The 14,847-nt window shown below is 42.6% G+C and carries 9 protein-coding genes; 2 read left to right on the top strand and 7 right to left on the bottom strand.

Annotation, left to right across the window (positions count from 1 at the left end):
- Positions 1-3,553: pilus assembly protein (locus KUG63_RS00380; RefSeq protein ID WP_287553609.1), on the top strand; the 3,553-nt coding region annotated here is incomplete at its 5' end.
- A 22-nt stretch (positions 3,554-3,575) separates the two neighbouring features.
- Entirely contained in the window at positions 3,576-4,013 is a 438-nt protein-coding gene (locus tag KUG63_RS00385) for a type IV pilin protein (RefSeq protein ID WP_073024138.1), read from the top strand.
- 158 nt (positions 4,014-4,171) lie between these two features.
- On the opposite strand, the gene KUG63_RS00390 is transcribed toward KUG63_RS00385, so the two are convergent.
- The 7 genes from KUG63_RS00390 to aroK form a co-directional block, all read right to left on the bottom strand.
- Entirely contained in the window at positions 4,172-4,489 is a 318-nt protein-coding gene (locus tag KUG63_RS00390) for a SelT/SelW/SelH family protein (protein WP_020931781.1), read from the bottom strand.
- A gap of 30 nt (positions 4,490-4,519) precedes the next feature.
- A complete protein-coding gene (gene hemE, locus KUG63_RS00395) occupies positions 4,520-5,578 on the bottom strand; it encodes a uroporphyrinogen decarboxylase (RefSeq protein WP_287553611.1) in 1,059 nt (352 codons plus the stop codon).
- Positions 5,579-5,639: 61 nt separating this feature from the next.
- Entirely contained in the window at positions 5,640-7,058 is a 1,419-nt protein-coding gene (locus KUG63_RS00400; protein ID WP_015004874.1) for an FAD-dependent oxidoreductase, read from the bottom strand.
- Between the two features lie 29 nt (positions 7,059-7,087).
- Positions 7,088-11,557 (bottom strand): glutamate synthase large subunit, encoded by a 4,470-nt coding sequence (gene gltB, locus KUG63_RS00405; RefSeq protein WP_287553616.1) that lies wholly within the window; start codon positions 11,555-11,557, stop codon positions 7,088-7,090.
- Positions 11,558-11,736: 179 nt separating this feature from the next.
- Positions 11,737-13,191: an SPOR domain-containing protein gene (locus KUG63_RS00410; RefSeq protein WP_287553617.1), complete on the bottom strand. Its 1,455-nt coding sequence runs from the start codon at positions 13,189-13,191 to the stop codon at positions 11,737-11,739.
- Entirely contained in the window at positions 13,181-14,284 is a 1,104-nt protein-coding gene (gene aroB, locus KUG63_RS00415; protein ID WP_277642500.1) for a 3-dehydroquinate synthase, read from the bottom strand. Before aroB ends, KUG63_RS00410 begins: the two co-directional genes overlap by 11 nt.
- Complete coding sequence (aroK, locus tag KUG63_RS00420) at positions 14,281-14,799, bottom strand: shikimate kinase AroK (RefSeq protein WP_016390277.1); 519 nt, start codon at positions 14,797-14,799, stop codon at positions 14,281-14,283. Before aroK ends, aroB begins: the two co-directional genes overlap by 4 nt.
- Between the last annotated feature and the right edge of the window lie 48 nt (positions 14,800-14,847).

The raw sequence follows: 14,847 nt of genomic DNA on the forward strand, positions 1-14,847 counted from the left end.
CACCATGACAGCCATGGATATGTTTGTCTGGACGATGACAGGTGGCAACCGTGTAGTCGATAGTACAACTGAAACAGTTATTCGTAGAACCCGAAAACAAGACAACGACAACTGGTTTCCCCGTAAACTTATTAAGTCTACTCGAAACGTAAACCCATCTACGGTAACGCCTTGGTCTGTTCCTGTATATATTCGTAATGAAGCCTTCGGTGTTAAATTTGGTACATCAATTAACGCCAATGATTTAAGTGGCAGCACCTACAACATACACATCAAAGTGTGTGAAAGTAGCAGTAATTTAGAAGCTAACTGCGTTCCTTATGGAAGTGGCAGTTATTACAAGCCTGAGGGCTTAATACAAAAGAATGCAGGCCATATGCGTTTTGGTGTAACGAGTTACAGCAACACCAGTGGTAACGGAATAGATGGGGGCGTTTTACGCTCCAATATGAAATATGTCGGCACAACCATGCCAGATGGCTCTGGCGGGACAATGACTAATCCCCTTGCAGAGATTTTATCAACAGGCATTATTAACACCAATGCAAACACTGCTGATTCGGTAGCAAGTAGTGTTTCCTTATCAGGTGTTATTACCTATTTAAATAAATTCAGCGACCCTGGTTATAAAGGGAACGATCCTGCTAGCGAACTATTTTATGAATCTATTCGTTACTTTAAAAATCTTGGTCCAACAGCAGAATACCTTACAGGTGCTAATGGTGGATTCCCTATTTTAGATGGCAGTCGATGGGAAGATCCAATTCAATATGAATGCCAAAATAATTTCATCATCGGCATTAACGATGCCAATCCTTGGAAAGATAAAAAATTGCCTGGCACTCACTTTACGGCCAGTAGTTTTAATGGCACAAATATTAGTGATGATTATGGCGAACCTACCACGCCTGATTCAGACATCGATGTGACCGACCTTACCAATACTGTTGGTGACTTAGAGGGACTAACCGGTACAGCTCAAGTTGTTGGCTGTACAGCACTTAATTGCGACATGGCTAATACCGCAAAAATAATTCCAGGGTTAGGTGAAGTAATGGGCACAGCCCCTTATTCACCAAAGGAAAATTCTTACTATATTGCAGGCCTTGCTTACTATGCTAATACAGAAGATATTCGTACCGGCGCCACAGGAAATTTAGGCGCAACAACCGACTTCGCCGGTAAACAAACTATATCTACCTTTATGGTGGACTCTCAAGAATACAGCTCCAATCCTTTACTAGGGCAAATGAACATGCTGTGGCTTGCTGGAAAGTATGGTGGTTTTGTTGACGACAATGATGACGCAGACCCTAATAATGGTACGCCAGGTACGTCAACAGCCGAATGGGATGCCGACAGCGATGGCGAACCCGATAATTATGTATTAGCGACTGAACCAGACAAACTTGTATCCGCTCTTAACCAAGCCTTTACTAACATTGAGGCACTGACCTCTTCTGCATCATCAGTTGCTACTAATTCTACACGCCTAGATACTAACTCCTACATCTTCCAGGCTCGCTTTAATAGCGCAACATGGACAGGGCAGCTATTAGCGTTTAATTTAAATAATGATGGAAGTATTGGCTCACAAGCATGGGATGCCTCAACACTTATACCTGCTGAAAACAGCCGAAATATATTCTCTTACGATTCTACCAGTGGTAGCTCTACGGGCATTATCTTTGAATACGCTAACCTCAATACTACCCAACAACTACTGATGGACACAGATTCATCTGGCACAACAGATACATTAGGGTCAAATAGAACCGATTATATTCGAGGTGATACCTCCAACGAACAAAATAATGGTGGCCCATTTAGAGACCGTGTGTCTTTATTAGGTGATGTAATTAACTCCGACCCATGGTTTTCAGGTCATGTTGAAGACTTTGGTTACACTCAGTTAGCTAACACGACAGAGGCTTCCGCCTACCCTGCTCATTTAACTGCCAAACTTACTAGAACCCCTGCCGTATACTTTTCAGCTAATGACGGCATGTTACATGCTGTTAATGCAACATCAGAACCTACTGATTCCTCATATTCTTCTAGGGGCGTCGAATTATTTTCCTACGTACCTGATGCAACTATCGGAGCACTGAGTACTTTGACAGACCCTTTTTATGGCTGCGGGGGTGCTGGCTGTATTCCCCACAGGTATTTTGTTGACGGCGCTCCCCGTGGTGGAGACGCTTACTTTAGTAGTGCATGGCATTCAGTTCTAGTCACCACTCTAGGTGCTGGTGGCAAAGGTCTATTCGCCCTAGACGTTACAAACCCATCCAGCTTTTCGGCCAGTAATGTTTTATGGGAGATTTCAGATGCTCAAGCCCCAAACCCCTCAGATGTAGGTTCTTTTGCTGCTGATCTCGGCTACACATTGCCTCAGGCATCAATAGTTAAAATGCAAGATGGCAGCTGGGCTGCTGTGGTTGCTAACGGTTACGAAAGTGCAAACAACTCCGCCGTTTTATTCTTAATTGATATTCAAACTGGGCATATACTTAAAAAAATTGATACTGGTGTCGGCAGTGCAGGTAACCCTAATGGGTTATCTACCCCTATTGCAGTTGATGAAGATGGTGATAAAGTTACTGATAGTATTTATGCTGGTGACTTGCTTGGTAATCTATGGAAATTCGATGTCTCTGGTAACAATACAAGTACGTGGAAAGTAGCTTATGGTACAAATCCTAGTCCTGCACCACTATACCAAGCTCTTGATGGCTCTGGAACCCCACAACCCATTACCGCTAAACCGCAAGTTGGCAAACACCCTAGCGGTGGTTTAATGGTGTACTTTGGCACTGGTAAATACTATGCCGTTAATGACCAAATTGTTGGCCCATCACCTCAAATACATACTTTCTATGGCATTAGAGACCAAGGTTCGGCTGTTGCAAGCCGTACAAATTTACTACAACAAGAAATCCTAACAGAAAAAACTTTTGAGGTAACAGCTTCTAACGTTATACAAACACCTTCTAACCCACTCCCAAGTGACTCAACACTTATCGATTTACGTGCAACATCGAACACAACTGTTGACTACACAACAAAAGATGGTTGGTATATGGATCTAAATGTGCCCATTGCCTCCCCATATAATGGTAATGGTCCAGAAGGTGAGCGCGTGATCGCTGCCCCTCTACTAAGAAATGGGCGCATCATATTTGTTACTCTAATACCTGACCCTAACCCATGTAATTCTGGTGGCTCAAGCTGGCTAATGGAATTAGATGCTGTTAATGGAAGTCGCCTTGATACCTCGCCTTTTGATATTAATAATGATGGTGTTATTGACTTGCTTGACCTAGTAGCAATATACGACACTAATGGAGACGGAAACATTGATGCTCTAGATAATATCCCTACCAGCGGTATACGTAAGGATGGCCTTGGCATTATTAAAACGCCGGGTGTCGTTATTTGCGATGATGGTACAGAATGTAAATACTCAAGTGGCTCTAGCGGTAATTTAGACATGATCAAAGAGTCCTCTGGTAGCCCTACTGGCAGACAATCATGGCGTCAATTAAGATAAACTCTTGTAACAAGTTCATATTATGAAAACTAGAAACGGCTTTACCCTTATTGAATTAATGATTGTTGTTGCTATTATCGCTATTTTGACATCAATAGCATACCCTTCGTATGTGGAAAATACTCGTACCAATAAACGTACAACAGCGCAATCTGACTTGCTGAAATTATCTAATTTTCTTGAGCGCCGTTTCACTGAAAATAACTCGTATTTAATACTAAATGGTACGAGTGACCCTATATCATCCGCTGCCTGTGCAACTGTAGCAGGATGCACCCCGGCCTTAGAGCCAGGTATTATTCATGCTGATTATAATTATTCATTTTCATCAACACCCACGGCAACTGCTTTTGAACTACAAGCTGTACCACAAAATGCTCAAGCATCGGACAAGTGTGGAACAATGACTTATGACCAAACTGGCGCTAAAACAGCCACATTAACAAACTGCTGGCGATAAAAGGGGAGACCGAAGGGTCTAAGCGAAAGTAATCAAGCTGACTAACTTCTTGCTTTCTTAATTAATTACCTATAGTAAAATTTAGCTACTTGAGCATATGACTGAGTACGATAGTAAAAGCAGTCCTGCGCATGAACAAAGAAATACAACCAAAAGCCCTAACTAGGGCTTTTAACATCTGAATGCCCTAATGGTTTATCAGGAAATAAACAATCACGAATACGTTGCTTAACTTCTTTTGCCTCGGGAAAGCGTTGCTCTTGCTTTCGCGACCAGATATGCTTTGTCGCCTCTTCAGTATGTACATTTATTTCAAAAGTGCCCCCACTCGCTGGTATTAAAGTAACACCACCGAGCTCTTCTTCAAACGTTGTCAGTAACTCCTGTGCTAACCAGGCCGCACGTAACAACCACCTGCATTGGGTGCAATACTGTATTTCTATTCTGGGTTTATCGTCGTAGTCCAATTCAGTCACCCGTCAGTAAACTATAAACCAAAAATAATATTATTGATGGTACGCGGGGCTACTTTGATGTACTTCATCAATCATCGCCTTCACGTGCTCTGGATTAATGTCAGGTAGTATTCCGTGCCCTAGGTTAAAGATATGTTTATGCCCGTGACCATAATCGGCCAATACGTCACGTACTTTTTGACGGATTTTTTCTGGGCTAGCATACAAGCTTGTTGGGTCAAGGTTCCCTTGCAGTACAACGCTATCTTTCGTGAGCTCTCGTGCTAGCTTTAAATCTGTTGTCCAATCAACTCCTAAGCCGTTATAGCCAGCATCCGCCATAGTTTCTAGCCAAACACCCGCACCTTTAGTAAATAATAATCGTGGTACGCTTGGGTTTGTTGCTTGTAGGGTGTGTGAAATTTTTCGGCTATAGGCTAAAGAAAATGTTTCATAATCTTTTGTTGATAAGTTACCGCCCCAGGTATCAAACACCATGACTATTTGTGCGCCCGCTTCAATTTGAGCTTGTAGATAGCTTATTACCGATTGACTAACGATGTCGAGCAAACGATGCATCAACTCGGGGGTGTCGTACATCATGCGTTTAATTTTTGCGAAGTTCTTGCTCCCACTTCCTTCAACCATGTAACAAGCTAAGGTCCATGGGCTACCGGAAAAACCAATTAATGGAACAGCACCATTCAACCCTTTTTTAATGGTTGAAACAGCGTTCATTACGTACTGAAGTTCTTGATTCGGATCGGGTACAAATAACTTGTCAATATCCGCTGCCGTTTGCACAGTACGTTCGAACCGAGGGCCTTCGCCTTCTTCAAAATAAAGGCCTAAACCCATAGCATCTGGGATTGTCAGAATATCGGAAAATAGGATCGCTGCATCCATTGGATAACGTTCCAACGGTTGCAAAGTGACTTCACAAGCAAGCTCTGCATTTTTACACAGATCTAAAAAACTACCCGCTTGAGCGCGTGTCGCACGGTATTCAGGCAAATATCGGCCCGCCTGACGCATCATCCAAACAGGCGTACGCTCTGTTTTTTCACCACGCAATGTTCTTAACATTAAATCATTTTTTAACGTGGTCATTATTTAATACTCTTAAGTGTAAAAGCCGTGTATTGGCGTTGCTAAAATAGGGTAATGAAGACTATATGTTTAAGTAATCAAGGATGCCTTGGGCGGCCTCACGACCTTCGTAAACAGCCGTAACAACAAGATCCGACCCCCTAACCATATCGCCGCCAGCAAATACTTTTTCATTGGTGGTCTGATAACCAAATTCATTATGCTCTGGTGCTATCACACGGCCACGCTCATCAAGATCTATACCAAAATCTGCAAACCATGGCATTGGACTTGGCTGAAAACCAAAAGCCACAATAATACTATCAGCCGGTACGATTTCTTCCGTGCCTGGTATTACAACAGGGCTACGTCGGCCGCGTGCATCTGGCTCACCTAACTCGGTGGTCACTAATTTAATGCCTTCAACCTTGTCCTTACCAATAATTTCTACCGGTTGACGATTCCAAAGAAAGTTAACACCTTCTTCTTTTGCGTTTGCTACTTCACGACGAGAGCCCGGCATATTTTCTTCATCACGACGGTAAACACAAGTCACTTCTTGTGCATTTTGACGAATACTTGTACGGTTACAATCCATCGCCGTATCTCCACCACCGAGCACCACAACTCGTTTCCCTTTCATGTCGATGAACTCATCGCCCATGATGGTATTAACGCCTTCTAAGTCCATCAAGCGGTTGATATTAGACACTAAGAATGGAAGTGCCTCATGCACGCCCTCTAAGTTTTCACCCGGAAAACCACCTTTCATAAATTTATAAGTACCCATCCCTAGGAAAACAGCATCGTACTCGTCTAGTAATTGCTGAAATGGCACATCTTTGCCAATTTCTGTCTCTAATATAAATTCAACACCCATACCTTCTAGAATTTCACGACGGTTTTTCACCACGCTTTTTTCTAATTTGAACGGAGGTATCCCAAAAGTTAATAGTCCGCCTACTTCAGGGTAACGGTCATAAACCACCGGCTTTACACCATTACGAGCAAGAATATCGGCACAACCTAAACCGGCCGGTCCTGCACCAATAATCGCTACGCGTTTACCCGTCTGTTTGACCGTTGATAGGTCTGGACGCCAGCCTTGTTTGAAAGCCTCATCAGAAATATATTTTTCAATAGAGCCAATAGTAACAGCACCAAATTCATCGTTTAGCGTACAGGAGCCTTCACACAACCTATCTTGTGGGCAAATGCGTCCACAAATTTCCGGTAATGAATTAGTTTTATGCGACAACTCGGCCGCTTCAATAACCTTACCTTCTGAAATCAGTTTAAGCCAATTTGGAATGTAATTATGCACGGGGCATTTCCATTCACAATATGGGTTTCCACAGTGTAGGCAACGATCAGCTTGATCGGCTGCTTGCTCTGCATCTAACTCACCATAAATCTCTTTAAACTCTTGTTTTCTTTGATTCGCAGGCACCTTTATTGGGTCAATGCGAGGTACGTCAACAAATTGAAAATTATTAGCCATTTTATCTGTGTTTCTCTACGTTAAACTTCTTATGAGGTTATTGAATCTAATAGCGATTTAACGTCAGCCGCTTTAGGTGCAACCAGCCAGAAGTGTTGTATATAATCAGCAAAATTATCAAGTATATCTTGACCTCTTTTACTGCCTGTTTCGACTGTAAACTCTTCTATTAAACGGCGTAAATAGCCACAATGTGCATCCATTGACTCTGTATACACACGATGAATATCTACCAATTCATGGTTATATCTGTCGACAAACGTACGTGACTCGTCCAATACAAATGCAAAGCCACCCGTCATTCCTGCCCCGAAGTTAATGCCGGCCTCTCCTAAGACAGCAATAACACCACCTGTCATGTATTCACAACCATGGTCTCCAATGCCTTCAACAACCGCTATTGCGCCAGAGTTTCTAACAGCAAAACGCTCTCCTGCTAGGCCAGCTGCAAATAATTTACCATTGGTAGCGCCATATAAGCAGGTGTTACCCATGATGGTTGAATCATGACTATCGAACATGCTATTTGCTGGTGCTTTTAGAACCAGTTTACCACCGGCCATACCTTTACCAACATAATCATTCGCATCGCCTTCAAGTGTCATATTTAGACCACCCGCATTCCACACACCAAAACTTTGGCCTGCTGAACCGCTAAAGTGAATATCAATAGGGGCATCGCTCATGCCATTATTGCCATAACGTTTCGCGATTTCACCTGATACGCGAGCACCAATAGACCGGTGAATATTACTAATCGTATATCTAAACGAACCACCCGCTTTTGCTTCGATTGCTGGCAGCACATCTACCACTATTCCTTCAGCAAATGCGGCATCGTCAAACGGATCATTTTGTGGCGTAATGCAGTGCTGTGCTTTCGTTTCATTGCCCGGAATATAATCCAAGATAGGCTGTAGTTTTAAGCCACTTTGCTTATCTGTTAGTCCCTCAATTTGCTCAAGCAAATCTGTTCGCCCAATGATGTCTTCAAGTTTTTTAAAGCCCAGTTTCGCTAACCATTCGCGCACCTCTTGAGCAAGGAAGCGGAAGTAGTTCATCACATACTCTACTTCTCCGTGATAATGTTTCATGCGAAGTACATTATCTTGTGTCGCAATGCCTGTCGCACAGTTATTAAGATGACAAATACGAAGGTATTTACACCCCATAGCAACCATTGGGCCCGTACCAAAACCAAAGCTTTCGGCACCTAAGATAGCCGCTTTAATAACATCTAGACCAGTTTTTAGCCCCCCATCTGTTTGCAGACGAACTTTGTCTCTTAGATCATTTGCAAGCAATGTTTGATGCGTTTCAGTTAACCCTAACTCCCACGGTGCTCCAGCATAACGTACTGAGGTTAGTGGGCTGGCACCTGTACCGCCGTCATAACCCGCAATCGTAATTAAATCGGCATAGCATTTAGCAACACCTGCGGCGATCGTTCCAACACCCGCTTCTGAAACCAATTTAACCGACACAAGGGCTTCTGGGTTCACTTGTTTCAAATCAAAAATAAGCTGAGCCAAATCTTCAATTGAATAAATATCGTGGTGTGGTGGTGGTGAAATAAGTGAAACGCCTGGCTTAGAGTAGCGCAGCGTTGCAATCATTTTATTAACTTTATCACCCGGCAGCTGCCCACCTTCGCCTGGCTTAGCACCCTGAGCAACCTTAATTTGCAGGACATCGGCATTAACTAAATAATGTGGTGTTACACCAAAGCGCCCTGATGCAATTTGTTTTATTCTTGACAGCTTTTCAGTGCCAAATCTTGCAGGGTCTTCACCCCCTTCACCAGAATTTGAACGGCCACCCAAACGATTCATTGCAATAGCTAATGTTTCGTGCGCCTCAGGTGACAACGCACCCAATGACATTGCAGCTGTATCAAAACGTGTATACAAGCCTTCTGCGGGCTCTACTTCATCGATAGAAATAGCTTTTTTCTCATCTAACTTCAAGCTAAACATATCGCGAATGGAGGCAGGTGCACGGTGATTCACCTCATCAGCATACAGACGGTATTTACTAATATCACCTGAACGGACCGCTTGTTGCAAAGAGTTGACAACATCTGGGTTATAAGCGTGATACTCCCCCCCATGAACATATTTCAACAAACCGCCTTGTTCAGTACTTTTTCGTGGGTTCCAAGCTACTTTAGAGAGTTGTTTTTGCTCATTTTCTAGCGTTTCAAAACCAACCCCTTCAATGCGGCTGGTGGTTCCTTTGAAACAGGTATCAACAACTGCCGATTGCAGCCCAACAATTTCAAATAACTGCGAGCCACGATAGCTAGCAATTGTTGAAATACCCATTTTAGATAGTATTTTGTACAGCCCTTTATTGATACCCTTACGGTAATTCTGAGCCAACACATCTTCTTCAATACCAGTTATATCGCCCGTTTCCAGCATGTCGTTCAGCGTTTCATAGGCAAGATATGGACAAACAGCCGTTGCACCGTAACCAATAAGCGTTGCAAACTGGTGTGGATCTCGGACCGTAGCCGACTCAACAACAATATTTGACTGGCAACGCAAACCAACGTTGACCAAATGATGATGTACAGCACCCGTCGCTAATAAGGCATGTACTGGTAAAAAGCCCGCTGCTAACCCTCTGTCACTTAAGACAATAACAACATTACCTTCACGAACTTTTTCCTCAGCTTGCTGACATATATGCTGAATAGCACTTTCTAAATTAAACACAGACAAGTCATATTGCAAACTTATAACCGCGCTTTTATATGACGAATCTGTCATTGACAGCAGTACATCAAATTTTGATGCTGATAAGACCGGTGAACCCACTTCTAAGCGGTGCGCATGTTCGGCCGACTCTTCAAATAGATTTTTTTCCCGACCAAAGCTTGTCATCAATGACATAACCACTTGCTCACGCAAAGGGTCAATAGGCGGGTTCGTTACTTGTGCAAACTGCTGTCTAAAATAATCATACAAGCTACGAATTTTAGTTGATAAAACAGGCATGGGGATGTCATCACCCATTGAACCAATTGCTTCTTGGCCTGCTTCTGCCAACACTTTAAGTACTTGATCTCGCTCTTCAAAAGTCAACTGGTACTGCTTTTCATGCACCTGTAAAGTTGCTTTATCTAATGGCGCCAAAGTCAGTGGATCATCATCTCTTTCTGTACATAGTTTTTTAGTGTGCTCAGCTAACCATGCTTTGTACGGTTGACGAGCCTTTAAACGGTCATCAATTTCCTTCGGCGTAATCAGTTCGCCTTTTTCTGTATCCACAGCTAACATTTCGCCCGGTTTTAAGCGACCTTTTTGCACAACGTCTTCTGGCTTATAGTCATACACGCCCACCTCAGACGCCAGGGTGATATGACGGTCCTTAGTAATCACATAACGAGCAGGGCGTAGGCCATTTCGATCGAGACAACACGCTACATGACGACCATCTGTCAGCACAATGGCTGCAGGGCCATCCCAAGGCTCCATATGCATGGATGAATATTCATAGAAAGCACGCAGTTCAGGATCCATAGTGTGAACATTTTGCCATGCTGGTGGGACGAGCAGGCGCATAACACGGAAAATATCCATGCCGCCAGCAATCAGACCATCCACCATATTATCCAGACTATTTGAGTCTGAGCCTACGGACGAAACCCAAGGTCGAATATCATCCATATTAGGTATTAAAGGCGTTTCAAACGTATAGCTACGTGCTTGCGCCCAGCTTCTATTACCGCGAATAGTATTAATTTCACCATTATGTGCCAGAAACCTAAACGGTTGAGCTAGACGCCATTGTGGAAATGTGTTCGTTGCAAATCGCTGATGGAAAACACATTGTGAACTTTCCAGCTCTGGATTATTTAAGTCTGGGTAAAAAACCGGTAAAAACTCTGGCATTACCAAGCCTTTGTAAGAAATGACATTTGAAGCCAAACTCGCCACATAAAACATCTCGTCGTTTTGTTCTATCCGCTTTTCAGCACGACGTCTTGCAATATATAGGCAACAATCCATTGCTGCATTATCCATCCCCTCTTTTGCATTGACAAATACCTGCTCAATACAAGGCAAGGTTGCTAAGGCTTGTTCACCACATGCTTCTGTATTGGTTGGCACAGTTCGCCAGGCAATAACAGTGAGCCCTTCTTTTTCTATTTCTTCTTTAAGGATTAGTTTTGCTTGCTCAGCCTTAGACGCATCTTGGCTTAAAAAGACCATGCCAACAGCGAACAATTCAGTCGGTGTCGCGCCAAGCTCTTGTGCTTTTGCACGAAAGAATTTTTCTGGCGTTTTAAGGAGCAAACCACAGCCATCACCTGACTTGCCGTCTGCTGCGATGGCGCCACGGTGGGTTAATCGAGCTAACGAATCGATGGACGTCTTAATCAGCCAGTGGCTCGGTTTGTTATCAATGTGCGCAATGAGTCCAAATCCGCAGCTGTCTTTTTCAAACGCAGGGTCATATAAACCCGCTTGAGGGATTGAGGTATGTTTCACTCGGTTAACCTTATGTGCTTAGTTATTGAATAGACAACTTACTTACGCAAGTCGGCTAATAATTATACCAATCAGATAGATTATTTTCAATTTTGAAGAGCATATCTATTAACAAATACCATACTCTTAAGACCTACGCGACACACGCTTAGCTGAATATCAGCTTTTTAGCACCTAGCTCACTCTTTAACTAGAACATCTCTTTGAACGGCGTCAAACGTACGAACCCAAGGTTTTAATGCCGTCAAAGAAGCCGGCATCTTATTCGCTTTTTCTTCTGCTAGCTTTTTATTTTCAAAATCACCATAGATAACCACAAACCATTGCCCAGCATTTCTTTTATGTTGAAAAAAATATAATGGTTTAAGGGTGTTATGTTTAAGAATAAACTTTTTTGCAGACTCTTCTGTGGACACACCCAACAATTGCAAAGTGAAATGTTTTTTATCTCTACTTTCAAGCCATTGGTGATTCAACTGAATAGCTGTTAATGCTGCGGGTGCTTTGGCGCTAGGATTACTATTTTCTTTTATAGATACGACCTCCTTGCTATCGCTACCTGCCTCCTCTGCTTTGATGTTAGCTAGAACCACCGTTTGAGCATTAACGCTCCTCTCTACCTTAACGGCCTCTACCTTAACGGCCTCTATCTTTTCATCTGTATTCCTCAGGCCGCTCACCTTTGTTTTACTCGCCGTCTCTAAAGGAGCGTCTAACGTTGAAGAAGGCGTTTTGACATCTTTTATCTCGCTAAAGCCGCTTACTCTTGGCTGCTCAGTAATCGCTGTTTTAGCAGGAGTTTCTAGCGTTTGGCTATGTATCCGCCCTGCCGACTGAGCCTGCACAACAGTAGAAGGCACCTCCTCACTTTCTTCTTGAGGGTAAAAGATAAAAACTGAAACACCCAGCAATAAAATAGCTAGTGCTATTAACCCTATTACGGATCCTGATTTCACAAATGTAGGCTTTTCATGCCCCATAGCTGAGGTGCTCATTTGCGCTAAGACATCATTTATTCGCCCTGGCAAACCACCTGTTTCAATAAATAACACCACTTCATCTAGGCCTGCCAAATTAGTCAGGCCTGGATCGTTTTTTTGTATTATCTTTCGCGCATACTCTGTTGTCTGCCGTTGCGTAAATGGCTCTAGGTCAATCAACTGGCAACGCGACTCAACGGCCTCTCCTAGATTATCCGCAGAGCTTAATAAAACTTGCAAACAATCATAGCTGTCTGCCAATTTAAACAAAAAATCGAACTGCGCCTCGCCTAGTTGATGTGTATCTTCAATACAGATAATGACTTTTTTTTCTGCTTTTGACGCGGCTGCCAATCGCACAAGAAGCTGTTTATTATTGCCTTCCAATTCATCAAAAGCTTGAGTTAATACCTCCAATGGAGATGTTGTATCCATTAGCGATTTCGCTGGTATTAAGCAAAACTGCCAACGCTTATCCCTTTGTTTGTCAAATTGCCTAAGAAAAAAAGACTTTCCTGATTGTTCTGGCCCTCTTAATAAAATAGCTTGCCTTGTATTTGGAATAAGGTGAAGCATTAGATCAAGCCGCTGCTGCCTTTCTGCTGGGAAAAACTCCTCCAGCCCCACCTCTTCATTTAGGCGATTAAGAGACATCTCTGTCTTTTCCGTCAATCACTTTTTTAATTAACGACTCATCAGTGCAGTCATAAATAACGGCTTCACCAAGATTTTTTAGCAGCACTAGTCGAATAGAACCTGAGGTGTTCTTTTTATCGACTTTCATATGCTTTATAAAATCAGCACCGCCCATTTCTTCAGGTGCTTTTACTGGCAAGTTAGCTTTTATACATAAGGCCTTTATCCGGGCAGCCTTATCAGAGCTCATCCAACCCAACTGCACAGATAATTCTGCTGCTAAACACATTCCAGCGGCTACCGCCTCGCCATGTAACCATTCACCATATCCCATATGAGTCTCGATGGCGTGCCCAAATGTATGCCCAAAATTAAGTGTTGCGCGTATTCCAGACTCTTTCTCATCCTTCTCGACGATCTCAGCTTTTTTCTCACACGATCGTTTAATTGCATAAATTAATGCGTCCGCTTTTTGTGCTAATAGATACTCTATATTTTTTTCCAGCCAGACAAAAAAATCCACATCATTTATCGCACCATATTTTATGACTTCCGCCAAACCAGCACTTAGTTCTTTGGCTGGCAATGTTGAGAGCACTGTCGTATCGATCAAAACAGCTTTAGGCTGATAAAACGCCCCAATCATATTTTTACCCAAACGATGATTGACCCCTGTTTTTCCACCCACAGAGGAATCAACCTGAGATAACAAAGTAGTCGGGAGCTGAATAAAACTAACTCCTCTTTGATAGCTTGCAGCTGCAAAGCCGGTCATATCTCCAATCACACCACCACCCAAAGCGATCAACGTGACTTGCCGGTTACATCTGTTTTCTAATAATGAATCAAATATTTTATTTAAGTACTCTAGCGTTTTAAACCGTTCACCATCTGGCAGAATAGCGGTTCTAACGTCTACACCTACTGGTAGCTGATCGACTAACTGGCTTAAATACATTGGTGCAATCGTTTCATTCGTGACAATCAATACTTGGTTAGAGACAATGTGCTTTTCAACGAATGCTGGCTGCGTTAATAAACCCTCACCGATGTAAATAGGGTAGCTTCTATCACCAAGGTCAACATTCAATATCTCTAATTTATTATTCATTTTTTCTTTAGTTGCTCAAGAATACTTAAGATTACTTTCTTACTACTTGTTTTGTTTGTGCTAACAACGATGTCTGCAATTGATTCATAAATCGGCGCTCTAAGTCGCATTAATTCTTCCAGCTTCTTCCGTGGGTTGTCAATTTGCAATAAAGGCCTTTTTGTATCAAATTTTGTTCGGCTTAACTGCTGCTCAACAGAACATTGTAAGTATATAACCCAGCCTGTTTCCGTTAACACTTTACGATTTTCTTCGCTTAAGACAATACCACCACCTGTTGCAATGATAGCGCCATCCAATACCGACAGTAACTTAAGTTTATCGGTTTCTCTAGACCTAAAACCTTCTTCCCCTTCAAGCTCAAAAATTAAGGATATTTCTACCCCTGTACATTTAATAATTTCTGCATCTGTATCATAAAATGCTTTATTTAAACGCCGCGCTAACAGTTTACCAATCGTTGATTTGCCGGCTGCCATTGGGCCCACAAGATAGATATTATTTTTTTCTGGCATGAACTTTATCTTATTCTGAAATTTGCTAGAACTATATCACGAGCATTT

This window comes from Cycloclasticus sp., from assembly GCF_019090545.1.
Lineage (GTDB): Bacteria > Pseudomonadota > Gammaproteobacteria > Methylococcales > Cycloclasticaceae > Cycloclasticus > Cycloclasticus pugetii.

Bases quoted from the DNA above. Each gene is read 5' to 3' on its own strand.
- KUG63_RS00410 (WP_287553617.1), bottom strand. From the start codon at position 13,191: ATGTCTCTTAATCGCCTAAATGAAGAGGTGGGGCTGGAGGAGTTTTTC.
- hemE (WP_287553611.1), bottom strand. From the start codon at position 5,578: ATGACCACGTTAAAAAATGATTTAATGTTAAGAACATTGCGTGGTGAA.
- aroB (WP_277642500.1), bottom strand. From the start codon at position 14,284: ATGAATAATAAATTAGAGATATTGAATGTTGACCTTGGTGATAGAAGC.
- KUG63_RS00400 (WP_015004874.1), bottom strand. From the start codon at position 7,058: ATGGCTAATAATTTTCAATTTGTTGACGTACCTCGCATTGACCCAATA.
- aroK (WP_016390277.1), bottom strand. From the start codon at position 14,799: ATGCCAGAAAAAAATAATATCTATCTTGTGGGCCCAATGGCAGCCGGC.
- KUG63_RS00385 (WP_073024138.1), top strand. From the start codon at position 3,576: ATGAAAACTAGAAACGGCTTTACCCTTATTGAATTAATGATTGTTGTT.